Raw genomic sequence first — 23,439 nt, 5'->3', positions numbered from 1 at the left:
GTCGTTAGACCGTCTCGTAGAAGTTGTAACCGAGCGACATCGTCCACTCGAATTCGTACGCCCCGGGATGGCTCACCTCGCAGACGCCGTTTACTGACTGGATACCGTCGAGTTCGCCGCCCCACTCGACGACGTAGACGCTCGTGTCGTCGCGAACGTTGGTCACGTCAAGCGCGCCGCCCCGAACCGGGAACGACGCCGACGGCGGCGTGCCGAGGCTGGCGGTCGCCTCGTCGCCGAGCGCTGACGGGACAGCAGCGTCATCGAGCGGTGCGTCCCGGAATCGGACGCCGGCGGCGATTTCTGTGACGTTCACGTCCCGAACCAGTCGGCTATCCGTCGAGTCGGTCGCCGCCCACAACCAGTAGCGGTGCCGGCCGTCGTCCGTCCGGTAGAGGGCGACACAGCTATCGGCGATGAGCATCGGCGCTTCCGGGTCGACGTTGTCCGGGACGAGGTCGAATTCGCTTTCGGTCGGGCTCCCGGGCGTCTCGCGTTTGATGGCGTAGCGCTGGACGTAGGCCGTCTCGAACTCCTCGCCGGGGTCGCCGTCGCTCCCCCAGACGCCGCTGTCGCCGTAGCGGTCGGCCATCCGCTCTGTGTAGTTATCAAACTCTGTCGCCGAAAGCGCTACGTCCTCCGTCGCGGTCGAAAGCGACCACGCGCTGTTGTCGGTGACGCGTGTCTCCCGCCGCGTCACCCGCTCTTCGACACAGCCAGAAAGCGCCGCGGCGGCGAGCAGGCCGCCGCCGGCGCGGAGGGCGTCCCTGCGGGAAAGCTCCATACCGTCCGTGAGATGCCCACCATTGAAATACCGTGCTATCTCGTCTCGGCCTCGCGGCGTGGTTGGCCAGAAGCCACGCCGTTTAGTACACTCGCCTCGATACCGGGGGTATGGAAAACCGCCTCGACGAGGCGTCCTCGCCGTACCTCCGCCAGCACGCCGACAACCCCGTCGCATGGCAGCCGTGGGACGAGACGGCGCTCGAAACCGCCGCCGAGCGGGACGTGCCGATTTTCCTTTCGATTGGCTATGCGGCCTGCCACTGGTGTCACGTGATGGCCGACGAGAGCTTCGACGACCCCGACACGGCCGACGTGCTCAACGAGCACTTCGTCCCCATCAAGGTCGACCGCGAGGAGCGTCCCGATGTCGACAACGTCTACATGCAGGTTTGTCAGATGGTCCGCGGCTCCGGCGGATGGCCGCTGTCGGTGTGGCTGACGCCCGAGGGGAAACCCTTCCATGTTGGGACCTACTTCCCGCCGGAGCCGACCAAAAACACGCCGGGGTTCAAATCAGTGCTCGAAGACATCGCCGAGGCGTGGGACGACACCGAGCGCCGCCAGCAGCTCGAACAGCAGGCCGACCAGTGGGCGACCTCTATCTCCAGCGAACTCGAAGACACGCCGGAGCCAGTTGCGGAGCCGCCCGGCGAGGAGTTCCTCGATACGGCCGCCAACGCTGCCGTCGGAAACGCCGACCGTGAACACGGCGGCTGGGGCCGCGGCCAGAAGTTCCCGCACCCCGGACGGATTCATCTGCTGTTGTGCGCCTACCAGCAAACCGACCGGGAGACCTACCGCGATGTCGCCGTCGAGACGCTTGATGCGATGGCCTCCGGCGGACTCTACGACCACGTCGGCGGTGGCTTCCACCGTTACTGCGTCGACCGGGAGTGGACTGTCCCCCACTTCGAGAAGATGCTCTACGACAACGCCGAAATCCCGCGGGCGTTCCTCGCCGGCTATCAGGTGACCGGCGACGACCGATACGCCGAAATCGTCGCGGAGACGTTCGCGTTCGTCGACCGGGAGCTGACCCACCCGGACGGCGGCTTCTACTCGACGCTCGACGCCGAAAGCGAGGACAGCACCGGCACCCGAGAGGAAGGCGCGTTCTACGTGTGGACGCCCGAGGTGGTCGCTGCGGCAGTCGACAACGAGACCGACGCCGAACTGTTCTGTGAGCGCTACGGCGTGACGGACGCCGGCAACTTCGAGAACGCGACGACAGTACTCACCGAGTCGAGACCGCCGGAGGAGCTGGCCGCAGAGCGCGTGATGGACACTGCAACCGTCGAAGAGCGAATCGAACGCGCCCGCGAGCAGCTCTTCGAGAGCCGCGCCGAGCGCAGCCGCCCGCCGCGCGACGAGAAAGTCCTTGCCGGCTGGAACGGACTGATGATATCCGCTCTTGCGGAAGGAGCACTCGTTCTCGACCCCGAATACGCCGACGACGCCGCGGCTGCGCTGTCGTTCTGTCGGGAGCAACTCTGGGATGAGACGGAGGAGGTTCTCAACCGCCGCTTCGAGGGCGGCACCGTCGGCATCGACGGATATCTGCAGGATTACGCCTTCCTCGGCCGTGGAGCGCTTGACCTCTATCAGGCGACCGGCGACGTCGAGCAGCTCTCCTTTGCGCTGTCGCTCGGGCGGGTCATTCAGTCGGAGTTTTACGACGCCGACGCCGGGACGCTGTATTTCACCGCCGAAGGCGGCGACTCGCTGCTTGCTCGCCCCCAACAGCTCGCCGACAGCTCAACGCCGTCGAGTACCGGCGTCGCCGTCGAGCTACTGTCGCGGCTCGCGGCGTTTGACCCGGACGCTGGCTTCGACGACGTCGCCGAAACGGTCATCGAAACCCACGCCTCCACGTTGGAGTCGAACCCGCTTTCACACACCTCGCTCGTGGCCGCGGCTCACGACAGCGCGGCCGGTCGCATCGAGTTGACGGTCGCCGCAGCGGACCTCCCGGAAACGTGGCGGACGTCGCTGGCGGAGACGTACCTGCCGGGACGGCTGCTCAGCCGTCGGCCGCCGACCGACGACGGGCTCGACCCGTGGCTTGCGGCGCTCGACGTCGACGACGTACCGCCGATTTGGGCCAACCGCGACGCCAAAGACGGCGAACCGACGGTCTATGCCTGTCGGTCGTTTACCTGCTCGCCGCCGAAACACGATATCGACGAGGCCATCGAGTGGCTGTAGCGGCCGGCCGCCTCAGACATCCCGGTAGGGACCCAGCCGCGTCCCGTCGAGCAGGTAGGCGTCGCCGTCAGCCAGCCCATCGGGGAGAAACGGCGATAGGAACTCGTCGCGTTCGTTAATTCTGGTCCCGCCGGAGCGTTCGTTGAACGCCGGACAGACGACAAGCCGGTCGCCGACAGTATCGTTGTCGGGGAACCCAGCGGGGTCGATTCGCCCCCGAAGCCAGACGCGCTCGGTGCGACCGCCGCCGACTTCGTCTTCTAAGCGAACGAGCGGATGCTCGTGGCCGACGACCACAACGTCGGCCCCGATAACGGACGCCGACGGCCACGTGTGGCCGTGGCAGAAGCCGACACTGCCGATGGTCGTCCCGCGACCGTCGACGACATTCACGGCGTCGAAAGCCTCCGTAATCGATTCGATACCGCCGTCGTGGTTGCCCTTCGTCACCGTCACCGGAACGTGGTCGGTGACCGCAGACAGGAGCTCCCTGAGCTCGGCGCGCTCGGTCCGCGATGGCGACCCGATGCTGTCTCCGAGGTCGCCGAGGAAGAGACAGCGGTCGACCAGCTCGGATTCGATTGCCGACAGCAACCGCTTGCGGCGCTTTTCGGCCGCACTCCGGAGTTCGACGCCGTCCGCTCGGAGCCCGACTTCGATACCGGCGTGGTAGTCGGCGACGACGAGCACTCGCTCAGGGCCGCAGTCGGCGACCGCAAGCGGCTCGCCGAAGACCGGTTCGAGCATTCAGATTGGCTTCAACACACCGTCCTGCGGCTCATAACAGCGACCGCCCATCAGCATCTCCTGGATGGTGTCTTCGACGGCGTCGGCCGAGACACCTTGCTCGTCGGCGACCGTCGACACGAGTTCCTCGCGGGCGGCTCCATCGCCGTCGTCCAGCGACGCCATCGCCTCTGAGACGGCGGCTTCGAGGTCGACATCGTCAGCCGTACCCCCGTCGTCAACGCCGGTTTCACCGTCCGCGTCGCCCGGCAAGTCGTCGGCAGCGGCTGACTCGCCGGTGTCGGCAGCTTCCGGCTCCGTCTCCACCCCCGGTTCGGGTTCAGATTCCGTCTCCACCTCCGGTTCGGGTTCAGATTCCGTCTCCACCTCCGGTTCGGGTTCGGACTCTGCCTCCAGCCCCGGCTCTGGTTCAGGCTCCGACTCTGAGCTTGATTCCTGCCCCGGTTCGGCGTCGTCGGCTCCGTCTCCGGCTTCCGGCTCGATGTCTGCTGGCTCGACTTCGTCGGCCGTCGAGAACTCGGTGCCGAACTCCTCTTTGATTTCCTCGCGTTCCTCCTCGTCAAGGTCGAACTCACCGGGGTCGAAGTCGTCGTCGGGGCTATCGGCTTCAGCATCGCTCTCATCGAGCCCAGCGTCGCCAGCGGACGGCGGCTCGGTATCGACTGCGCCGGGCTCCGAGCCGGCGGCCGGGGCAGCCTCGGCTGTCGGTGACTCATCAAGGGCGTCGGTGGCCGAGCGTTCAGCGGTATCCGCCGTCGGCTCGTCAGCCGGGGTCGTCGTCTCGGGTCCGTCACTCGCCGTGGCAGCCTCGTCGGAACCCGCGAGGGGCTCGTCGACACCCGTCGCATCGCGGCCGTCGCCACTCAGTGCGTCATCCGTTCCCGTCGTTTCAGCCGGCTCGGAGTCGCTGGCCCCGGCGGGCTCCGTGTCGGTCTCCGTCTCAGTCTCCGGTTCTGGTTCGGCCTCGACTCCCGCTCCGGCGTCGTCCGCATCGCCGATGCCGGCCGCCGCGGCCGCTGTCTCGGGGGATGGCGCACCGGACAAATCAAGTGCCGCGAGCGCGGTGGCGTCGCCGCCGCCCTCGCCGGGAGCGATATCGAGGCGGCCGACCTCGTCGCGTTCACCGGCGACGACGCGGACGGCATCGACAGCCAACTCCCGGAGCGCATCGAGGTAGTCGGGCGTCGTGCCGTAGTGGTCTAACGCGAGCGCGACGCCATCGGCGAGGCGCTCGTCGACGCCATCGGCCTCCAGTGCCGCCCGTAGCTGGTCGCCCGCGAGGTCGGCCTCGATGGCCGAGGCAACGATGCCGATGCGGTCGAGCGTTCGCTCGGCGGCGGTGATGACCCATCGGTCGCGGGTGTCGGCATCGACTTCGCTTATCGACTCCGGCCGGACCGAGGTGAAAACGCGGTCGCCGTCCTCCGGCTCGTAGGTGCGGGCTTTGCCGGAGAGCGCGAGGAACGTCGGGGGGTCGGTGCGTTCGAGGAAGGCGAGCTCGTCCGGCTGGTATTGGCCGGCATAGGTGACGAACGCGCCTGTCGGGTCGACGACGCGGCCGCGGACCATCTCGGGGTTTACGTCCTCGACTTCGGTGAGAACGCCGACCGCGAACAGCCGGTTTACGCGCGCGCCCGTTGGCGTGACGACGTAGTTCGGCGCTCGCTCTTCGTCGCTTTCGCTGTAGGAAAACTCGGCGTCGTCGAACTCGGCCGCAAAGAGCCGGTAGGCCACCTCACGACGCCCCGGGCCGGAACTGCTCATCGGCCCACCTCCGCGAGGAAGCGTTCGGCACGGCTCGCCGGGTCACCGCCGCTTTCCTCGAAGTCGGTTGCATCGAGGTTCGCGCCGTACTCGTCGACCGACAGCGACCCCCGGACGCGGTACTCGCGGCCCGCAAGCGTCTCGGCGATGTCGTCGGCGACGACGCCACGGTCCATCTCGTCGCGGGCTGCTTCCAGCGCGTCCGTGAGAGTGCCTCCGTAGACCTCCTCGGTCAGTTCTCGGCCGAGGATGACCGTCACTGAGTCGGTGCCGTCGTCGAGGATGGCCTTGACCCGCAGGTCGTCTTCGGGGTCGACTTTTCCGTGGCTGCGGCACTGGTCGTTTTGGACAACGCGGCCACACTCCGGGCATCGCTGAATGAGGCCAGAACCATCACGGACCTCGATGATGTTGCCCGTGAGTTCGACATCGTAGACGCCGCCAGCGTCGACGGCCTCTTGGACGGACATCGCCGTTGCTTCGTCGCTGACTGCGACCTCCGGGATTGCCTCGACGGTCGTGAACGCAGTGACGTTGACCGACGGGACACCGCGGAACTCGTCGACGTATACGTCTTCGAGCCTGACCGATGTGCCGGCTTCGATTGCGTCGTGGGGGTCCCAGTCAGTAAACGGCAGTCGCGATGTCTCGTCGCCGAAAACGCCGTCGAGAATCTCCGTTTCGCCGTCCCGGCCGTCGATGGTCTTCTGCTCGACCTCCAGAACGCGTACCTCGACCGTTCGGCCGCGGTCGCCGGGTTCGAGGTCGATGAGGTTGCGCTGACCGCCGACATCGTAAGGGACGGAAAGCGGCTCCTCTTCGAGCGTTACGGTCGTCGATTGCCCGAGATTCAACTCAGGGTTGCCGTCCCACTCTCGGACGCCGGCGTTGCCGACGGTGACGGTATCGCCCGGTGTCAGCGAGAAATCAGTCCATGCGGTGTAGGAGATGCGACCGGTTCCGTCGGCGAGTTCGCCCTCGAAAATCGTCTGGTCGTCGCCGTCGTAGCGAATCGACCGCTTGCCGACAGTGAGCACGCGGGCGGTCACAGTCACCCGGTCGTCGTCGGTCGTTATTTCTTCGATGTCGGTCGTCGGGGCGTCGTCGGCCCCGCCGCCGGTCGAGCCTTCGTCACCGTACTTGCGCCTGAGGCTCTGTTTGGCCTCGTCCATCGGCACCGAGTAGGAGACGAGCTTTTCTAGGTCTTCTTTGACCTCCGCTTTATCAACACCGAGGCTGGAGGCAAGGTCCTCGGCAGCGTCGTCGAGACTCATCGCCGTAGCCTTGGACGGCCGGCAGGAAAAGCTTCTGGGCGTTAGCGTCGCTCTACGAGTGCCTCGTCGCGGCCGCCGACGCGGACGATTTCGTCCCCTGCGGCGTATTCACGAGCGGCTTCAAGCCGGTCGCTGCTTTCTGCGTGTATGGTGTAGAGTACGTCTCCCGCAACGGCTTTGTCGCCAGTTCGACGGTGGATGACGACGCCGGCCCCGTGGTCGTTCGGCGCACCGGCCCGCCGCGCAAGCTGACTCACGGCCTGATTGTCGACATCGACTACGAGGCCGTCAGTGTCGGCTGTGACCGTCTCTGTTCTATCGCCCGGCTGGAGGTCGTCTCTTGATACGTCCGGGTCTCCACCCTGCACAGCGACGATATCGCGGAACTTCGACAGTGCCGCCCCCGAATCGAGGATGTCGGCGGCCGACCGGTCGTCGACCGGCATACCCGCCTCGCGGGCCATATCGAAGATGATGTCCGCCAGCCGGAGGCTCTTGATGCGCAGTGGCTCCGGCCCTTCGCCTTCGAGAACGGCGAGCACGTCGCGGGCCTCCAACACCGGGCCGATGCCGTGTCCGATGGGGTCGGAGCCGCGGGTGAGCGCACATTCGATTGTCAGCCCGAGGTGGTCGCCGACACGTCGGAAATCGTCGGCGAGGTCGCGCGCCTCACTGAGGCTCGTGACTTTCGCCCCGGCTCCGTACGGGATGTCGACGACGATGTGCGAGGAGCCGGCCGACTGCTTTTTCGAGAGTACCGACGCGATGACCTGCCCCGGCGGGTCCAGCGACAGCGGCCGCTGGGCGCGGATAACCTTGTCATCGACCGGTGAGAGGTCGACAGCCCCGCCCCACACGAGACAGCCCCCCGTTTCGGTAACGATATCACGGATTTCCTCCCGAGAGAACTCCACTGGACAGAAGACCTCCATCGTATCGGCGGTTCCGGCCGGCGAAGTGACCGCTCGTGAGGACGTCTTCGGAATCGTCAATCCGGCTGCGGCGACGATAGCGACGACGACAGGCGTGACCCGGTTGCCGGCGACGCCTCCGATGGAGTGTTTGTCGGCGACGACCGGCTGCTCCCACGACAACTGCTTGCCGACCTCGGCCATCCGCTCTGTGAGCTGCTTTGTCTCCTCAAGCGAGAGCCCGTTTGCGTGGCTGGCACAGACGTACGCGGACAGCTCCAAATCCGAGAGGCGGTCGGCCTCGATATCTGCGACGATAGCGCCGAGCTCGTCGCTGTCAAGCTCGCGGCCATCGAGCTTCCGGCGGATGCTCTCGACCGACTCGGGCTGTCCGGCTGGGGTAACCGCGACGACGGTCCCGTCGGTTATCTCCGGAAACCCATGGCTCGCTCCGATTCGTCCCGCCGCGACCAGTTCGTCAGTCACCTTCACGATACCAACCTCGGTTGTTCCGTCCCAGTCGATTTCGACGCGGTCCAGAGAGTGGACGCCGAGCGTTTCCGCATCGGCGCAATTAAGCAACACGACCGGCCGCTCTGTACCGATGTCTATCGGCTCGACGGTCAGTTCCATACGCGGGGCTGGAGCGCAAGCGAGTTAACCGGCGGGGTTGAGCACAGCGCGATTCACAGCGTCCCGTTTCGCGCCCGCTGTCGCAACGTTTCAGCCCGGTCGGCGATGGCTTCCCGCTCGCCGTCGCTTTTGTCGTCGTAATGGGAGTAGACCAGCCCCATCCGATGGTTCGACCGAAGCTGTGACTCGTTGCGGCCCAGAAAGTCCCAGTAGAGTGCGTTGAACGGACACGCGCCGTCGCCGGTCGTCTTCGTCTTGTAGTAGGGACAGCCCGAGCAGTGGTCGCTCATCCGGTCGATGTAGTTTGCCGAAGCGACGTAGGGCTTCGTCGAGAGCGTGTCGGTGCCGAACGTCCCCATCCCGACGACGTTCGGCGTCGTTACCCAGTGGTAGGCGTCGACGAAGGCGGCGTGGAACCACTCGTTGAGCCGCGACGGCTCGACGCCGTACAGCGTCGCGAAGTTCGAAAGCACCATCAGCCGCTCGATGTGGTGGGCGTAGCCGCGCGTTCGGACACCATCAACAGCGTCGGCAACACAGGCCATGTCGGTGTCGCCGGTCCAGAAGAACTCCGGGAGCGGCTCCGCCGCGCCGAGTTGGTTTGCCGCCGCCATTCCCGGCGTCCGTCGGTAGGCGTGTCGCACGAACTCCCGCCAGCCGAGCACCTGTCGGAGGAACCCCTCGACGCTCGCTATCGACACCGACCCCTCCTCGAAGGCCGCAAGCGCCGCCTCGATGACCTCACTCGGGGACAGTAACCCGAGATTGAGACTCGATGACAGCAGCGCGTGGTTCATAGCCCACTCATCGCCGAGCATGGCATCTTGGTACGGGCCGAACGTCGGGAGGCGCTCCTCGATGAACGCCTCCAGTGCTTGAAGCGCCCCCTCGCGTGTCACTGGCCAACTGAACGGCTCCGGGTCGGCCCATGCGCCGCCGTACGGCGCGTCGTCGTAGCCGTCTTCGCCGAAGGTCGCGTCGACCCACTCGCGGACCTCGCGGGTCGTCTCGTCGGGCTCGAACTGTGGCGGTTCCGGGGGTACGTACTCCGGGCCAGGGAACTCGCGGTTTTCATCGTCGAAGTTCCACTCGCCGCCGACGGGCTCGTCGCCGTCCATCAGATAGCCGGTTTCGCGGCGCATGTGGCGGTAAAACGACTCGTGTCGATACGGCGGGTCGCCGTCGGCCCACGCGTCGAACTCCTCCCGCGAGCAGTGGAACCGCGGGTCAGCGACGAACTCGACAGTCCCACCACGGTTCGCAACGAGCCGCTGTAGCCGGTCGGTCGCCCCGTGGGCCGTCCGCCGGACCGTGACGATGTGGTCCTCCGGATGTGCCGCAAAATGGGCGTCGAGACCCTCGGCGAACGTTTCGACCCGCCGGTAGTCAACGGTGTATCCCGCCTCCCGCAGCCGGTCGCGAAAGTGCCGCATCGCGCTGAAGACGAGCGTCAGTTTGTGTGGGTGGTACGGCTTGCGACGGGCGAAGGCGCGGGCTTCGATACACAGCACGCGCTCGTCGGTGCTCCGGGCATCCGACGCAAGCGGACCGAATTCGGTCAAACAGTCGCCGAGGACGAGAACAGTCATCGAATCGCTCGTCCGAACGTATGACCCACTGAACCAAAAATCTCCGCCGACTTTGCTCTTCGGGTTTATCCCGGAAAATGGAGCGTGAGCCGTTGGCACGGCTCAAAGGAATTTTATGTTTCCTCGGCACATACAGTAATATTGCACATGAAAGACATCAGTCGACGCCGCTTCGTACTCGGGACCGGTGCAACGGTCGCGGCGGCAACGCTCGCAGGCTGTAACGGCAACGGCAATGGCAACGGCAACGGTAACGGTAACGGCAACGGCGAACCCGACACGCCGGAAGGCCGTGCCGACCAGTTCCTGACCGACAACGACGCCCTCATGTATGATGGCGACATCACCGATGAGACGGGTCAGGACGAGGTCGTCGTCGCGACCGGTGCCGGTAACAACGGCTTCGCGTTCGACCCCGCCGCGGTTCGCGTCGATGCCGGCACGACCGTCGTCTTCGAGTGGACCGGCGAGGGTGGCGCACACAACGTCGTTGACGAACCCGGCAGCGACTTCGAGTTCGAGAGCGACCGCGTCGACGAGGAAGGCCACACGTTCGAGGTAACCTTCGACGAGGAAGGCGTTGCGCTCTACGTCTGTACGCCCCACCGTGCGCAGGGCATGTACGGCGCTGTCATCGTCGAGTAATCGCTCTTCGTACCACTCATCGACGGGGGCCGAACGCCCCACACCTTTTGACTTTTATACTACCGCTCGCTACCGACCGGTGTGGAGCGAGTTACCGACCGTGTCTCGAATCCCTTCGGGATGTCGGCCCCCGACGAGCCGGCTGTCTACGGTTACGGCGACGCAAACGCCGACTTCCACGTCCTCGGAGCCGATGCCGAAAGGCACGGCGGCCGGGAGACCGGCGTCCCGTTTACCGGCTCGCTGGCCGGCGTCCGGCTTCAGCGCGTCCTCCATGCGACTGGTTTCGCCGCCGCCGCCTACAGCGACGCACCGACACTGACCAACTGCTATCTCTCGTATCTCTGCCTTTCTCCCGGCCCGGCGGCGGAGCTTGAACGGTATGCTGACGCCGAGCTCCGGGCGCTGAACGCACATATTTTACTCCCTGTCGGCGACGACCCGCTGGAGTACGTCCTCGAAGCGTACACGACACAGGCCCGCAAGCTTCCGGCTGACGCCGCCAAGCTACACGCCGAGGAAATTCGCGGCCGAGGGTTTCTGGTCGTCCCCGTCGCCGACCCGGCAACGTGGACTGACGCCGAGGAAGCCGCGCTCGTCGAGCGGTTGACAGCGCTGCTGAACAGCGACTACAGGCAGACGAAAGGCGTCGCAACGACTGTTGGGTGAGCGGCCGACACTGGAGTTTTTATTTCTCCGCTCGTATCTCCGCTGAGGTGGTTCCCATGGCAGCAACACCGCGCGCCCGCCGGAACGGTCTCACGAGCAAGTGGGTACTCGTCGGCATCGCGTGGCTGCTTGTCGTCATGCTGTCGGCCGCTCTCGTCTGGTACAGTTTCACCGCCACTGCTCCGTGACGTCGACGCGGTAACCCTTCTGTCACCGGGTAACACCGGCGACGACTGGGGTATTTCCGCCAGCGGATTCTATAGCCGGTATGGAACACACCCCAGAGCACGACGTTACGGCTGCGCCGCCCGAAAGCCCGGTTCACACCATCGGCACGGACCACATGACGGTTATGGGCGGCGACGCGGCGAGCACAATCGCCTTCTATCGAGACCTGCTCGGAATGCCGCTGGTGCTCGAACAGCCGAACCTCGATGCGCCGGAGCTTACCCACCTGTTTTTCGACACGGGTGACGGCCGGATTCTCACGTTCTTCGTCGGCGAGGGCCGTTCACCACGGCCGTACCGCGGGGCCGGCAACGTCCACCACTTGGCGTTCAGTATCGCTCCCGACTCCTTCGAGGAAACGAAGACGGCGCTTGATGACGCCGGCTACGGATTCAACGAGTTCGACCGCGGAGCATTCCACTCGCTGTACACACAGGACCCGAGCGGCCTCGTCGTCGAGTTGGTCGTCGAGAAGTACGACTTCCCACCGGAGCGGCGGGGCGAGGTACTCGCCTTGGCCCACGAAAAGCGGGTCGAGGCCGGCGCTGGCTACGTCGACGACGAGCACATGCAGGCGGCGCTTTCGGAACTCGGACTCGATTCCGAGCCCCGGTTTGAAGGGTCGGCTCCGACCGGCGCGGGGGTCGAATAGCCAGCAACGGCGACAGCCATCTGCCCGGACCGGCTGCCGGCAGGCGAAACGTTTTGGCCGCCGGAGCAACCACCACGGGTATGCAACTGACCGTCGAGTTCCACGGGACGCTCCGGGATGCCGCCGACGGGTCGTCTGTCACCAGGCAGTTCGGCGACGACCAGACGCTCGGAGCGGTTCTTGAGGCGCTCGCCGACGACTACGAGTCGCTCGGTCCGCTGGTCTTCGGCAGCGACGGCCGCATCCGGTCGAACGTCGCGGTGGCCGTCAACGGCGACCCCGTCACCGGAGAGCCACGACGGGACCGGCAGCTTTCGGACGGTGACCGGCTCATGCTTGCGCCGGGGCTCGCCGGCGGCGGGGGGAACCGATGACCGACCCGGCGCTGCCGTTCGAACTGGGCGTTCTCTCGCTCGGTAACACCGCCTTCGAGGGCAACAACAGCAGCTACGTACTCGGCACCGAGCCGGAGGCGACGACAACGCTCATCGACACGGGCGTTGCCGAGCCGACAACGGAACAGCAGCTCCGGGACGGCCTCGACCGGCAGGGCCTCTCTGTCGCCGACATCGAGCGGGTGTTCCTCACCCATCACCACTCCGACCACGCGGGGCTGGCCGGCGAGATACAGGCCGAAAGCGGCTGTACGGTTTATGTCCACGAGGCCGACGCGCCACTTGTCGAGCAGGATTCGGCGGCGATGGCCGCCCAGTCGGAGCGGCTTCGGGTGACCATCGACCGCTGGGGGATGCCGGACGCAAAGCAGACCGAACTGTTGCGGTTTCTCGACGCAACGGACGGTATCGGCGGCCGGCCGCCGACAGTGACGACATTCGACGGCGGTGAGCGATTCGACCTCGGAAGCGTCACGCTGGAGGCTGTCCACATGCCCGGCCACGCTGCCGGACTCGCAGGCTATGCCTTTGAGGGGCGGGACGGGACGGAGCTTTTCAGCGGGGACGCACTCCTGCCGTACTACACGCCCAACGTCGGCGGCGCGGACCTGCGCGTCGACGGCGCGCTCGCGGCATATCTCGATACCCTCGCCGGTATCATCGAGCGCGAGTACAGCCGCGCGTGGCCCGGCCACCGCGGTCCGATAATCGACCCGACGGGACGTGCCGCCGACATCGTCGCCCACCACCGTGAGCGCACCGAGCGGGTGGTGTCGGTCCTTCGGTCGGGGCCGGCGACGCCGTGGGAGGTAAGCGCTGAGCTGTTCGGCTCGCTTTCAGGGATTCACGTGCTCCACGGCCCCGGCGAAGCCTTCGCCCATCTAGACCATCTCTCGGAGGCACGCGTCGTCACCGAGTCGGACGGAACGTTCGAGCTCGTTGTGTCGGACCCGGAACTCGACCCCCTGTTCCCGGACGTGGCGGGCACACGAACGGAGGAGATGTCATGACGACACCGGCCGCACACTTTACCGACGAGGAAATACAGGCCGTCATCAACCACTACGATGACCCGGAACACCCGGACGCGCTGACAATCTCCGACGCCCGCGAACTGCTGGCGACGCTGCAGGAAACACTCGAAGACGAGTGGGACGAGTACACGACCGCAATCCGGGAGGACACTTTGTCTGTCGCCCGCGATACCGGCTCGCTGGTCGTCTTTGAGGACCCCGAACGGACCAGATGGACGCAGCTACTCGATGCCGTTCAGTTGTACAACCAGGTCGAACGGACGATACTGCGCGTCATCCACCATCAGGCCGCAAAGCGGTTGACCGACCGCGATTTCGACGGCACCGACCCGCTTGTCGTCCGGAAGCCGCAGTCGGCGCTGGCCGGGCAGCGGCTCGTCGAGGCGGTGGTGAACGCGCTGTGGGCCGACGGGCTCACCGCCGATGAAGCCTGGACCTACTACGCCATCGACCTGCGTGGGTACGACGCCGACGAGTGGCTCGAACGGGGCGGATACGAAGACCGGATTACCGTCGCCGACACTGTCGAACGCGCAAGGGATAAGCTCGGCGAGTAGCTCCGACCGCTCTTCCACCTCGGGTTTAAATACCGGGACGGGACCAACCGCGGTGTGACCTAACCGATAACGGCCGGCCCCCAAGGCGGGAGCGCGGGGCGAGGGTCGGCCGACAGCAGCGCCGCCTGTTCGCTACAGTTCGAGGCCCCGTATCTCGACGGCATCGCCGTCCTCGACCCGGCCGATGATTCGGGCGTCCGAAAGCTCCTCGACGACCGCCTCGGCGTCGTCTGCCGGCAGCGCCGCGACGAACCCGGTTCCCATGTTGAACGTTCGGTGCATCTCCTCGTCGTCGACCGAGCCTTCCTCTTGGACGAACTCGAAGACCGGCTGCGGCTCGAATGGGTCTTCGATGACGTACCGGTACTCGCCCATCCGTGAGAGGTTCGTCCAGCCACCGCCGGTGACGTGGGCTGCGGCGTGTGTCTCTGCCGCATGGAGCGGTCCGAGTACCTCCCGGTAGATGCGTGTCGGCTCCAGCAGCACCTCCCCGATGGTTCGGTCGTCGTCGTACGGGAACGGGTCGGTGTAGTCGTGTCGCTGCGTTACCGCCTCGCGTGCGAGCGTGAGTCCGTTGGAATGGATACCGGAGGAGGGCAGCCCGACAAGATAATCCCCGGCGGCAGCCTCACCGTCGAACAGCTCGTCTTCTGTCGCCAGTCCCACACAGGCTCCAGCGAGGTCGAGCCCGCGGATTACATCGGGCATGACGGCCGTTTCGCCACCGAGGAGCGCGATTTCGGCCCGCTCGGCCCCCTCCGAGAGCCCCTCCCCAACCTGTTCTGCCGTCTCGTCGTCGGGTGTTTCGACAGCCAGGTAGTCGACGAACGCGACGGGCGTCACTCCGGTCGCGATGAGGTCGTTGGCGTTCATCGCGATACAGTCGATGCCGATGGTTGAGTAGTCATCGAGCGCCTCCGCGACAAGCAGTTTCGTCCCGACGCCGTCGGTCGCGAGCGCCAAGTACCGGTCGCCGATGTCCACGAGCCCGGCGTAGTCGCCCTCGAAGTCCTCGACAGCGCCGAGCAGTGCCGCGGTCGCGGCCTCGCTGGCTTCGATGTCGACGCCCGTCTCAGCGTACGTGAGCCCCTCCGCCTCGGAGTCGTCTTCGGTCATGTTCGAACCGGTGGCCGAGCGGAGCAAAAACGCGTCGGTTGGTGGCGCGGCCTAGAGCTGCTCCGGGTCGCTGCCCGTCGAGGAGTAGCTTATATAGATGGCAAACAGAAGCAGTCCGGCGATAGCGAAATCGAGGCCGTGCTCGACGAGGTGATGCACCGGCATCGGCACGCGGCCGAGCGCAGTCCCGGCTCCGACAACGGACCGCAACAGCAACAGTCCGATGGCGACTGTGATGAGGCCGTACTGAAGCGTCCGCCGCTGGAGGTAGGCGGCGAGGCTGATGAGAAACAACACTGCGGTCCCGAGCGCCGCCAGCAGGATGACGCCGAGAATCAGCATCGACCCCTCGACACCCCACCACGGGTCGGCAACGGACAGTTGGGACGTAAGCATCGTGTAGGTATTATACCGAAGCCCCGAAAAGAACCTACACTTCCGCCCGTGTCCCAACTGCTGAGAAACGGCCGACTACTTATACGAAGGGAATCGAAAGCTCCGGCATAGAACAAGATGAGCGACACGAGAGCCAGGGTGAAATCCCACGTCGAGTCGAACCCCGGTGTCCACTTCAACGCCATCAGCCGGGAACTCGACATCGCGACGGGGCAGACCCAATACCATATCAGAAAGCTGCTTCGTGAAAACCGGCTGACGAGCATGGAGCTCTGTGGTCGGACCCACTACTTCCCGCTGGGCTACTCCGAGCACGAACAGGCCGGCTTCGCGTTGCTTCGCCGAGAAACCACCCGCGAGCTCGTCGTGTTGCTGCTCGATGAGGGGCCGATGGCTCCCGACGACCTCGCCACCGAGGCCGACATCGCTCGGAGCACCGTCGAATGGCATCTCTCGAATCTCGTCGACTGTGAACTCGCCGAAAAGCAGTACGAAGGTCGCTCGGTGCGCGTCCACGTGACCGAACCGGAGCTACTCCGGGAACTGTTGGTCGAAATCGACCCGACGCTTCCGGACCGCCTCGTCGACCGGTTCTCCCGGCTTGTCGACTCGCTCTTGGAACCGTAGTCGCCCCGTTTCGACGGCTACACCAGACGTTCTATCGGTATCGTCCACGTAGGGAAACGCATGTCACCTGACCAGAGCGGTAGTCTCTCGCGTCGAACGGTACTCGTGTCGGCCGTTGCCGGCGGCATCGGTGCCGTTGCTGGCTGCCTCGATGGCGACCGGGACGGCCCGGACCCAGTGTCGCTCGACGATGGGCAGGCGTGTGATACCTGTGATATGCTAATCGAGATGCACCCCGGCCCCGTCGGGCAGGCGTTCTACGGCGACGACGCGCCGCGGTCGTTGCCGGACGACAGAGACGACGGCGCTGCATGGTTCTGTAGCTCGACGTGTGCCTATCAGTTCATCCTCGAAGAAGAAGAACGCGGCCACGAGCCGGCTATCTCCTACGGGACCGACTACTCAACTGTCGATTATACCCTCCGAGATGACAACGGCGTGACGGTCATCAGTGCACATCTCGAAGCCGACGCATTCGCCGACCTCCACGACCTGACGTTCGTCGCAGACAGCGACGCCGAAGGTGCGATGGGCGGCTCGCTTATCGGGTTCAGCGACCCCGACGACGCCGAGGCGTTTCAGAGCGAGCACGGCGGGGAACTGCTGGCCCACGACGAGGTCACTCGGGAAGTGCTTACCGGCCTTGGCATGGGGATGTAGGAAGGTCGGCAAACAGCCGGATGGCAGAGCGTTCAACCGCAAGCCGCACCGACGCACCGACCGGCGGCGACTGCCGCTGCTCGACGCGGAGCGTTTCATCGTTCTGTAGCCGCACGAAGACACTGTATTCACGGCCGAGTTCTGCGACGTGGTCGACGGCGCCCTGTAGCCGAAGCGCCGTCGGCCGCTCCTCGGCCGGTTCATCTCCGTCGACGGTCAGCTCAATCGCATCCGGCGGAATACAGCAGGCCACCTCCTCCTCCTCCTCCTCCGACCCGCATTCGTCGGGTAGCTCCGCAAGCCGGAGCCGGCGGCCACAGACCGACAGTTCCGGCGGCTGGCGACTGCGAACCGTCGCCTCGACGACGTTTTCGCGGCCGACAAAGGAGGCGACAAACGCCGACGGCGGGTCTTCCCGGAGGGCTGTTGGCGTCCCGACGCCCGTAAACTGCCCCTCGTGGAGGACCGCGAGCCGGTCGGAAAGCGCCGTCGCGGTCGGCTGGTCGTGTGTCACGACGAGCATCGTGACATCGGTCTCCCGCCGCAGCCGGTCGACATCCCGACGGAGCCTGCCTTTGAGCTGTCTGTCCAGTGCCGACAGCGGCTCGTCGAGGACGAGCACGTCGGGACGAGGTGCAAGCGCCCGTGCGAGTTCGATGCGCCGCTTTTCGCCGCCGCTGAGCGACGATGGGGCGGCGTCGCGTCTGTCATCGAGCCCGACGAGTTCGAGCAACTCGTCGACGCGGCGCTGCCGCCGGTCGTCGGGAACGTCCGCGGCTGTGAGTCCGTAGCCGACGTTTTCGGCGACCGTCAGATGCGGAAACAGCGTCGACTCCTGAAACACGACGCCGACATCCCGCTCTTCCGGTGGGTCGGCAGTCACATCGTCGCCGTCGAGGCGGATACGCCCCGCTGTCGGCCGGAGGTGGCCGGCGACAAGCTGGACGAGCGTCGTCTTCCCGCAGCCGCTTGGTCCGAGCACTGCGGCTGACTCGCCGTCGTCGAGCCGAAGGTCGACAGACGCCAGCACGTCGGTGTCTCCGTACCGGTAGGAGACGCCGTCAAGTTCCAGTGTCATGCATCAACCACCGCCGGCGTACGGCCGAGTCGCTGGACAATGAAGACGACAGCGAGCGTGACCGCAAGCAGCGCAAGCGTCAGCGGGACGATGCCGTCGATGTTTCCGGCGACGAAATCGACCCATATCTGTGTCGGCATCGTCCGCGGGTTGTTCGCGACCATCATGGTCGCGCCGAACTCGCCGACCGCCCGGACGAACGTCAGCGTAACGCCGACGACGATGGCACCACTGGCCAGCGGCAGCGAAACGCGCCAGAAGGTCGCTATCGGCCCGTAGCCGAGCGACCGGGACGCCTGTTCGAGCCGTTCGTCGATGGCCGCAAATCCGGCACGGGCAGTGAGGATGACAAACGGTGCGGCGACAAACAGCTGTGCGAGCACGACGCCGAGCAAGCTGTCAGTCAGCGGGACGCCGAGGCTGGCGGCGACGCGTCCCAGCGGTGTGAACTGCCCGACGGCCGTCAGGAGCATCACGCCACCGACGACCGGCGGAGCTACGAGCGGAAGTACGACGGCGGCTTCAAGCAGCCGCTTGCCGCGGAACGAGCCGCGGGCGAGCAGATATGCTAGTGGAACGCCGAGGCCAGTCGCGATGGCTGTCGCCACCGGAGCTGTCAGAAGCGAGTTCCGAACGGCCCTTCTGGCGGCCGGCGACGAGAGGTGTGCGACGACATCGACACTGCCGGCACGGGACAGAAACGCGACAAACGGCAAAAGAAAGTACACGACGAGCAGCCCGCCGAGCAGCCCGGGCACGACCAGCCCCCCCGACAGCATCCCCGGTGAGCGGTCGTCGTCGTTCATAGGTCGACACCCGGTTCCGCGCCAGCCGTCTGTGGATACGGTTCCGGAACCGACAGCCCGGCTGTCTCAAGCAGCGACGGCGACGTTGCGAGAAACGAGACGAGCGACTCGGCCGCATCGGGGTTATCAGCATCGTCCGGGATGGCAGCGTTGTAGACTATCGGCCGACCGACGACCTCGTACCCGTCGTCGGTGACAAATGAAACAGTCGCGTAGTCGTCGGCGTAGGCCGGGTCGGCGAAGTTGTACGCCGGCGGGAACGACCGGAACGGAAGGTCGTGGTCGACCGCCATGTTCCGGTATGAGATTGCCGCCGCACGGTTGCCGGCCGCGACGCCGGCCAGCAACTGCGGTTCCTCCGGCTCACGGTAGACGGCCTCGCCGACGGTGTCACGGAATCCATCGAGCCCGTGTTTCCGTTCGGCGAGTTCGAACGCCAGAAGTGCCCGGTAGCCGAGCGGGTCGAGGTCTGGTTCTGTGATGGCGACCGCGCCGTCGTCGGCGTCCCGGACCGGCTCGTACCACGGCTCGCCGGCATCGAGCCGCTCGCCGAGTTCCGTCGATGGCGCATAGCAGATGCCGAGGACGTTCGTCGCGAACTCGACATCGCCGGAGACATACTCGTCGTAGAGCCGGTCGCGGAGCAGCGTCGCATCAGCGCTGACGACGACATCGGGCGTTTTCATGCGGTCTTCGACCATCCGCAACAGCGCGTTCGAGCCGTAGTACTCGCCGTGAACGGCGGTGTCGGTCTCCGACTCGAAGGCCGGGCCGACGTGGTGTTCGACGGTCTGTGCGAGGCTGCCGGCCGCGAGCACGGAGACGGACGCCGACGAGTCGAGACAGCCCGCCACTCCGCCGGCGATGCCGGTGCCAACCGCAGCCAACACCGACCGGCGCGAACACGACGCTTCCGTCCCGTTCGAAACCATCAGCGTGTGCGTACGATTGGGTAAAACGATTACCTTTCGGTAAATCCGTAACTGTGGGAAGTTACGTCCTCAGCGGCGAATCGCCGCAGCGGCGACCGCAAGCGACCCCACACCCCACGCGAGGAGACCAATCGCTGCGGCGACCGGCGACGCCGTCTGCGGACCCGTCCCGGCTGTCACGGTGACTGTCGTCTCGATAACGAGGCTGCGGTACGCGCTGAGCGGACTTATCGCCAGCGAGCTCGCAAGCGACGACGGGTCGACAAAGCCGCGGGAGAGGCCGTAGACGAGCGCGAGGTCCGCCCCGAAGAGCAACACGAAGAGTCCGAGACCGGCGGCGGTGACGGCACTCCGTGTCGAGCCGACAAGCGACGAGATGGCGATTGCAACCGCCAAAAGCACCAGCGCAAAGCCGACGGTGAGTACGACGAACCGGAGATACAGCCAGACGGAGTCCGCGCCGGTGTGTGTCGCATAAAACAGCGACTGGTGAGCATCGGTGAGGAAAATCGGATATAGCAAAAACAGTAGCGACGACCCCACGAGGGCGACGAGGCCGACCGCACGGCCGACGTAGACACCGGCGACGACCTGCCACGAGGCAACCGGGTACGTCTTGAGCACATCGAGTTCACCGCGCCGTTCGTCGCTGAGGATGGCCCGGTAGCCGAGCGCCATCGCGATAACCGGCACGAGCAGTTCCAGCGGCGTCAAGAGGTCGATAACCGTCGCGATATAGCCGACCTGCATGCCGCCGCCGAACCACGCGATGCCCAGCAGGACGCCGAGAAAGCCGACCCAAAGCAGCAGCGTCGACCGCCGCAATACGGCTGTCGAGAGTTCACGGCTGACGAGCGCCCGCAGTATCGCTGCCGTTGTCGGTGTCTCCGGGCGCGTTTCGGCCTCCGAGACAGCTGTGTTGGCAGTGTCTGTCGGCGTGCTCATGGCTCCCCCCGTACTGTGACGGTGCCTGCGTCGCCGGTAATCGCGTCCTCGAAGGCCGACAGCAGCGAGTCGGCTCCAACCGTCTCTCGAATCGCCTCCGGCGGCCCCGACTCGGCTATCTCGCCCGCATCGAGCAGTGCGACGTGGTCGGCTGTCCGTTCAACGAGCGAGAGGTCGTGTGAGGTCAGCAACACGGCCGTTCCCGCATCAGCGAGTTCGGCGGCGACCTCGAAGATGCGGACGCTCATCCCCGGGTCGAGGCCGCTGGCCGGCTCGTCGAGGACGACCACCGGCGGCGAACCGATTGTCGCCTGCGCAATACCGACGAGCCGCGTCATCCCGCCGGAAAGTGCGTCGACGTCGCGGTCGCTGGCCGCCGAGAGGCCGACCTGTTCGAGTCGGTCGGCGACGTCGGCATCTGTCTCGCCGACCAGCGACGCATAAAACGAAAGCGTCTGTTCGACCGTCTCGCCCGGCCGGAACGCCGGCCGCTGCTGAAGGTAGCCGATGGGGCGGGTCGTCTCGGGACCGGTGTACTCGACGGTACCGCTGGTCGGCTCGTGAAGGCCGACTATGCCTCGAATGAGCGTCGTCTTGCCCGAGCCGTTCGGGCCGATGATGGCGGTCACTTCGCCGGCGTCGATATCGAGAGAGACGCCGTCGAGTACGTCGATGCTACCGTATGCGTGTTCGAGGTCGGAGATGCGTAGTATCGGTGTCTCGTCGGTCATGGATTCGGATGTGTTCCGGTCTCGCTGTCGGCGCGGCAGACCGGCTGCAGGTTCGTCCGGTCGTTCTGTTCGAACCACGCCTCGTTGGCCGGCGAACAAAGCGGCGCGGTATCGACGATTTCGTTTGCTCGCATGCCGGGCATCGAGCCCTCGAAGCCGGCCAAGGCGTCGGTCGCGGGGGCCTGAGCTAACGCCGGTGCGCCGTCTGACTGATGCAGGAGGCTGTCGACCTCGCCGGTGGGCGTGTAGGGCCGTTCGATGACCGTCCCGTCGGTCGGGCCGACTGCCCCCTCCCAGTAGTTCCCGCGTCCGTCGTGGGTCCAGACCCGCAGCGGGCCGCTGCTGACTGTGATGTGGCGTTCGTTGCCGACGAAGTCGTTGTGCGTAACGCGGTTCGTCGGTAGCAGCGACCACGCCTCCGCGCCGTCGCGGTTGTCGGCGACGACGTTCCGTTCGATTATCGACGCCGTCGCTTCGAGCCGGAACCCGAGGTCGTTTTCGACGAGGACGTTGTCGGCGACGTAGGTGTCGGTGCCGCCGATGTTGATACCCATCGGCGTGTCGGATATCTCGTTGCCGACGATACCGTTCCGTTGGGGACCGGTCATCACGTAGATGCCAGCGCTTTGCTGGTCGGTGATGGTGTTGTCAGCGAGGAGCACACCAGAGGAGAACATCGTGTGGACACCCATCCGGTTTCCGGTCATCTCGTTGTCGCGGATGACCGCGCCGTCGGCTCGGTGGGTGTAGACGCCATCGAGCCCCCGAGCAAACGTCGAGTTCTCGAAGACGCCCGGCGACCGCATCGCGACAAGGCCCATGTGACCCTGCTGGAAGCTTTCGTTGCCGACGACGCTCACGTTCCGAACGACGGTTCCCGGCGCGTTACGGAGAATGATACCCGCAGCGGGCGTTCGGATTTCCGTATCTGCAATGAGGGCATCCTCGGAGACGTTGACGGCGATGCCAGCGTCGCCGACGGCGTAGTCGTCTTCGATGCCAGCATCCCACGTGCTGTCCTCGTCGTCAGCGCCGTGGTCGTGGCCGCCGCCCTCTGAGACGCCGTGGGCGTGTGCCCCGGTGACGGTCGGCCCTGGCGTCCCCGTGCCGACACCGGAGATATTCAATCCGGACACGGCGGCGTCGGAGGCACTAACCGTCACGACGGTCCCGTTGCCGTCGCCGTGAACGGACGCCGCTTCCCCTCGGACGGTTATCGGCGCGTCGACTTCGACGGGGCCGTCGTACGTTCCTGGCGGCACGTGCACCGTCGTTTCGGGCGGTGCAGCGTCGATAGCGGCCTGTAGTGTCGGCTCGTCCTCGCCAACGACCGTTTCGACCGGCCGGTCGAGCAGCGCCGTCCGGTTTGTGACTGTCGCATCGGCAGCCCGTGCTTGGTCGTCGACACGGTCTCTGACTGTGGCCGCATCGTCGATGTCGAACGACCGGTCCAGTATCGTCTCCCAGTCGACGACTTCGCCGCCGTGCTCGTCGGCGTAGGCTGCGGCGTCGTCGCGGTCGCTGAATGGCAGTACCGCCTCGCCGCCCGGCGTCTCCGCCTCGCTTCCGACGACGTAGACGGCCGAGTCGGCGGGCACCCAACCGGTCACCAGCCGGTCTTCGATGACCGGCTCGCCGCGTTCGGTCAACTCGATGTCGTGGCCGGCGTAGTCGGTAACGTATGTCACCGTCGGATAGCCGAACCGCTGTTCGTGGGCGGGTTGCCGCTGGGTCTCGACGAACGTGCCGACGCCGTAGTAGCCGACTGCGTACGGATACTGCGAGTAGAAGACCTGTACGCGCGGGAGTGCGACGTTGATGTCTTCTTTGTCTTCCAGTCTGAACTCGTCTTCGAGTGCCAGCCCGACCGTCACCGTCTCATCGAAGTCGGCTGGCTCCGGGGTCGCAGAGCCGAAGTCGGCGACAAAGAGGCCACCAAGCGCCACTGCGACCACGGCAACAGCGAGAGCCACACCGACCGCGTACGTCTGCCTCACGGGCAAACGTTCGTGTGCGACCGTCTTGGGTAATCTGGTGCGGCGTTCGAACGATTGTCAGA

Annotated in this window: 24 protein-coding genes; 10 read left to right on the top strand and 14 right to left on the bottom strand. The window is 65.8% G+C overall.

What is annotated here, in order from left to right:
• Positions 1 to 4: 4 nt before the first annotated feature.
• The gene (locus NP_RS09805) at positions 5 to 784 is read right to left on the bottom strand and encodes a twin-arginine translocation signal domain-containing protein (RefSeq protein ID WP_011323691.1); all 780 of its coding nucleotides are present in this window, start codon (positions 782 to 784) and stop codon (positions 5 to 7) included.
• 110 nt (positions 785 to 894) lie between these two features.
• Here NP_RS09805 and NP_RS09800 point away from each other — a divergent pair, with 110 nt between their 5' ends.
• A complete protein-coding gene (locus tag NP_RS09800; protein ID WP_011323690.1) occupies positions 895 to 2,991 on the top strand; it encodes a thioredoxin domain-containing protein in 2,097 nt (698 codons plus the stop codon).
• A gap of 12 nt (positions 2,992 to 3,003) precedes the next feature.
• On the opposite strand, the gene NP_RS09795 is transcribed toward NP_RS09800, so the two are convergent.
• From NP_RS09795 to NP_RS09775, 5 genes are read right to left on the bottom strand one after another with little or no spacing between them, the layout of a single operon-like run.
• The gene (locus NP_RS09795) at positions 3,004 to 3,738 is read right to left on the bottom strand and encodes a metallophosphoesterase (protein ID WP_011323689.1); all 735 of its coding nucleotides are present in this window, start codon (positions 3,736 to 3,738) and stop codon (positions 3,004 to 3,006) included.
• A complete protein-coding gene (locus tag NP_RS09790; protein ID WP_011323688.1) occupies positions 3,739 to 5,502 on the bottom strand; it encodes a hypothetical protein in 1,764 nt (587 codons plus the stop codon).
• A complete protein-coding gene (locus NP_RS09785; protein WP_011323687.1) occupies positions 5,499 to 6,776 on the bottom strand; it encodes a Single-stranded DNA binding protein in 1,278 nt (425 codons plus the stop codon). The genes NP_RS09790 and NP_RS09785 overlap by 4 nt, the downstream gene beginning before the upstream one ends.
• Positions 6,777 to 6,817: 41 nt before the next feature.
• The gene (locus NP_RS09780) at positions 6,818 to 8,320 is read right to left on the bottom strand and encodes an AMP phosphorylase (protein WP_011323686.1); all 1,503 of its coding nucleotides are present in this window, start codon (positions 8,318 to 8,320) and stop codon (positions 6,818 to 6,820) included.
• Between the two features lie 53 nt (positions 8,321 to 8,373).
• A complete protein-coding gene (locus NP_RS09775) occupies positions 8,374 to 9,909 on the bottom strand; it encodes a cryptochrome/photolyase family protein (protein ID WP_011323685.1) in 1,536 nt (511 codons plus the stop codon).
• A gap of 147 nt (positions 9,910 to 10,056) precedes the next feature.
• On the opposite strand from NP_RS09775, the gene NP_RS09770 reads away from it, so the two are divergent.
• The 7 genes from NP_RS09770 to NP_RS09745 all read left to right on the top strand — a co-directional run bounded on the left by NP_RS09770 (position 10,057) and on the right by NP_RS09745 (position 14,089).
• Complete coding sequence (locus NP_RS09770) at positions 10,057 to 10,554, top strand: halocyanin domain-containing protein (RefSeq protein WP_011323684.1); 498 nt, start codon at positions 10,057 to 10,059, stop codon at positions 10,552 to 10,554.
• Between the two features lie 81 nt (positions 10,555 to 10,635).
• Positions 10,636 to 11,223: a uracil-DNA glycosylase family protein gene (locus NP_RS09765; protein WP_011323683.1), complete on the top strand. Its 588-nt coding sequence runs from the start codon at positions 10,636 to 10,638 to the stop codon at positions 11,221 to 11,223.
• 56 nt (positions 11,224 to 11,279) lie between these two features.
• Complete coding sequence (locus NP_RS15110) at positions 11,280 to 11,411, top strand: hypothetical protein (protein WP_269764009.1); 132 nt, start codon at positions 11,280 to 11,282, stop codon at positions 11,409 to 11,411.
• Positions 11,412 to 11,491: 80 nt separating this feature from the next.
• Positions 11,492 to 12,103 carry a VOC family protein gene (locus NP_RS09760; RefSeq protein WP_011323682.1) on the top strand — a complete coding sequence of 204 codons (612 nt, stop codon included), beginning with the start codon at positions 11,492 to 11,494 and terminating at the stop codon, positions 12,101 to 12,103.
• Between the two features lie 80 nt (positions 12,104 to 12,183).
• Entirely contained in the window at positions 12,184 to 12,477 is a 294-nt protein-coding gene (locus NP_RS09755; RefSeq protein ID WP_011323681.1) for a ubiquitin-like small modifier protein 1, read from the top strand.
• Positions 12,474 to 13,508 carry an MBL fold metallo-hydrolase gene (locus NP_RS09750; RefSeq protein ID WP_011323680.1) on the top strand — a complete coding sequence of 345 codons (1,035 nt, stop codon included), beginning with the start codon at positions 12,474 to 12,476 and terminating at the stop codon, positions 13,506 to 13,508. The genes NP_RS09755 and NP_RS09750 overlap by 4 nt, the downstream gene beginning before the upstream one ends.
• Complete coding sequence (locus tag NP_RS09745; protein ID WP_011323679.1) at positions 13,505 to 14,089, top strand: hypothetical protein; 585 nt, start codon at positions 13,505 to 13,507, stop codon at positions 14,087 to 14,089. The genes NP_RS09750 and NP_RS09745 overlap by 4 nt, the downstream gene beginning before the upstream one ends.
• Positions 14,090 to 14,221: 132 nt before the next feature.
• On the opposite strand, the gene purM is transcribed toward NP_RS09745, so the two are convergent.
• Positions 14,222 to 15,205 carry a phosphoribosylformylglycinamidine cyclo-ligase gene (purM, locus tag NP_RS09740; RefSeq protein WP_011323678.1) on the bottom strand — a complete coding sequence of 328 codons (984 nt, stop codon included), beginning with the start codon at positions 15,203 to 15,205 and terminating at the stop codon, positions 14,222 to 14,224.
• A gap of 51 nt (positions 15,206 to 15,256) precedes the next feature.
• Positions 15,257 to 15,601: a DUF7471 family protein gene (locus NP_RS09735; protein WP_011323677.1), complete on the bottom strand. Its 345-nt coding sequence runs from the start codon at positions 15,599 to 15,601 to the stop codon at positions 15,257 to 15,259.
• A 117-nt stretch (positions 15,602 to 15,718) separates the two neighbouring features.
• Between NP_RS09735 and NP_RS09730 the strand changes: the two genes are divergently transcribed.
• The gene (locus NP_RS09730) at positions 15,719 to 16,228 is read left to right on the top strand and encodes a winged helix-turn-helix transcriptional regulator (protein ID WP_011323676.1); all 510 of its coding nucleotides are present in this window, start codon (positions 15,719 to 15,721) and stop codon (positions 16,226 to 16,228) included.
• Positions 16,229 to 16,288: 60 nt separating this feature from the next.
• Entirely contained in the window at positions 16,289 to 16,888 is a 600-nt protein-coding gene (locus NP_RS09725; protein ID WP_011323675.1) for a nitrous oxide reductase accessory protein NosL, read from the top strand.
• Here NP_RS09725 and NP_RS09720 read toward each other — a convergent pair.
• The 6 genes from NP_RS09720 to NP_RS09695 form a co-directional block, all read right to left on the bottom strand.
• Positions 16,863 to 17,966 carry an ABC transporter ATP-binding protein gene (locus NP_RS09720; protein ID WP_011323674.1) on the bottom strand — a complete coding sequence of 368 codons (1,104 nt, stop codon included), beginning with the start codon at positions 17,964 to 17,966 and terminating at the stop codon, positions 16,863 to 16,865. The two genes, NP_RS09725 and NP_RS09720, sit on opposite strands and share 26 nt — an antisense overlap.
• Positions 17,963 to 18,772, bottom strand: coding sequence for an ABC transporter permease (locus NP_RS09715; protein ID WP_011323673.1), 810 nt, complete (start codon positions 18,770 to 18,772; stop codon positions 17,963 to 17,965). The genes NP_RS09720 and NP_RS09715 overlap by 4 nt, the downstream gene beginning before the upstream one ends.
• Complete coding sequence (locus NP_RS09710; protein ID WP_011323672.1) at positions 18,769 to 19,704, bottom strand: extracellular solute-binding protein; 936 nt, start codon at positions 19,702 to 19,704, stop codon at positions 18,769 to 18,771. Before NP_RS09710 ends, NP_RS09715 begins: the two co-directional genes overlap by 4 nt.
• A 69-nt stretch (positions 19,705 to 19,773) precedes the next feature.
• The gene (locus NP_RS09705) at positions 19,774 to 20,649 is read right to left on the bottom strand and encodes an ABC transporter permease (RefSeq protein ID WP_011323671.1); all 876 of its coding nucleotides are present in this window, start codon (positions 20,647 to 20,649) and stop codon (positions 19,774 to 19,776) included.
• Entirely contained in the window at positions 20,646 to 21,380 is a 735-nt protein-coding gene (locus tag NP_RS09700) for an ABC transporter ATP-binding protein (protein ID WP_011323670.1), read from the bottom strand. The genes NP_RS09705 and NP_RS09700 overlap by 4 nt, the downstream gene beginning before the upstream one ends.
• Complete coding sequence (locus tag NP_RS09695) at positions 21,377 to 23,353, bottom strand: NosD domain-containing protein (protein ID WP_198408088.1); 1,977 nt, start codon at positions 23,351 to 23,353, stop codon at positions 21,377 to 21,379. The genes NP_RS09700 and NP_RS09695 overlap by 4 nt, the downstream gene beginning before the upstream one ends.
• Positions 23,354 to 23,439: the final 86 nt, after the last annotated feature.

It is taken from the genome of Natronomonas pharaonis DSM 2160 (assembly GCF_000026045.1).
GTDB lineage: Archaea > Halobacteriota > Halobacteria > Halobacteriales > Haloarculaceae > Natronomonas > Natronomonas pharaonis.
Note: the sequence above shows the minus strand (reverse complement) of the source record. Positions and strands in the feature narration are given on the sequence as shown.

Bases quoted from the DNA above. Each gene is read 5' to 3' on its own strand.
- NP_RS09805 (WP_011323691.1), bottom strand. From the start codon at position 784: ATGGAGCTTTCCCGCAGGGACGCCCTCCGCGCCGGCGGCGGCCTGCTC.
- NP_RS09800 (WP_011323690.1), top strand. From the start codon at position 895: ATGGAAAACCGCCTCGACGAGGCGTCCTCGCCGTACCTCCGCCAGCAC.
- NP_RS09795 (WP_011323689.1), bottom strand. From the start codon at position 3,738: ATGCTCGAACCGGTCTTCGGCGAGCCGCTTGCGGTCGCCGACTGCGGC.
- NP_RS09790 (WP_011323688.1), bottom strand. From the start codon at position 5,502: ATGAGCAGTTCCGGCCCGGGGCGTCGTGAGGTGGCCTACCGGCTCTTT.
- NP_RS09785 (WP_011323687.1), bottom strand. From the start codon at position 6,776: ATGAGTCTCGACGACGCTGCCGAGGACCTTGCCTCCAGCCTCGGTGTT.
- NP_RS09780 (WP_011323686.1), bottom strand. From the start codon at position 8,320: ATGGAACTGACCGTCGAGCCGATAGACATCGGTACAGAGCGGCCGGTC.
- NP_RS09775 (WP_011323685.1), bottom strand. From the start codon at position 9,909: ATGACTGTTCTCGTCCTCGGCGACTGTTTGACCGAATTCGGTCCGCTT.
- NP_RS09770 (WP_011323684.1), top strand. From the start codon at position 10,057: ATGAAAGACATCAGTCGACGCCGCTTCGTACTCGGGACCGGTGCAACG.
- NP_RS15110 (WP_269764009.1), top strand. From the start codon at position 11,280: ATGGCAGCAACACCGCGCGCCCGCCGGAACGGTCTCACGAGCAAGTGG.
- NP_RS09760 (WP_011323682.1), top strand. From the start codon at position 11,492: ATGGAACACACCCCAGAGCACGACGTTACGGCTGCGCCGCCCGAAAGC.
- NP_RS09755 (WP_011323681.1), top strand. From the start codon at position 12,184: ATGCAACTGACCGTCGAGTTCCACGGGACGCTCCGGGATGCCGCCGAC.
- NP_RS09750 (WP_011323680.1), top strand. From the start codon at position 12,474: ATGACCGACCCGGCGCTGCCGTTCGAACTGGGCGTTCTCTCGCTCGGT.
- NP_RS09745 (WP_011323679.1), top strand. From the start codon at position 13,505: ATGACGACACCGGCCGCACACTTTACCGACGAGGAAATACAGGCCGTC.
- purM (WP_011323678.1), bottom strand. From the start codon at position 15,205: ATGACCGAAGACGACTCCGAGGCGGAGGGGCTCACGTACGCTGAGACG.
- NP_RS09735 (WP_011323677.1), bottom strand. From the start codon at position 15,601: ATGCTTACGTCCCAACTGTCCGTTGCCGACCCGTGGTGGGGTGTCGAG.
- NP_RS09730 (WP_011323676.1), top strand. From the start codon at position 15,719: ATGAGCGACACGAGAGCCAGGGTGAAATCCCACGTCGAGTCGAACCCC.
- NP_RS09725 (WP_011323675.1), top strand. From the start codon at position 16,289: ATGTCACCTGACCAGAGCGGTAGTCTCTCGCGTCGAACGGTACTCGTG.
- NP_RS09720 (WP_011323674.1), bottom strand. From the start codon at position 17,966: ATGACACTGGAACTTGACGGCGTCTCCTACCGGTACGGAGACACCGAC.
- NP_RS09715 (WP_011323673.1), bottom strand. From the start codon at position 18,772: ATGAACGACGACGACCGCTCACCGGGGATGCTGTCGGGGGGGCTGGTC.
- NP_RS09710 (WP_011323672.1), bottom strand. From the start codon at position 19,704: ATGGTTTCGAACGGGACGGAAGCGTCGTGTTCGCGCCGGTCGGTGTTG.
- NP_RS09705 (WP_011323671.1), bottom strand. From the start codon at position 20,649: ATGAGCACGCCGACAGACACTGCCAACACAGCTGTCTCGGAGGCCGAA.
- NP_RS09700 (WP_011323670.1), bottom strand. From the start codon at position 21,380: ATGACCGACGAGACACCGATACTACGCATCTCCGACCTCGAACACGCA.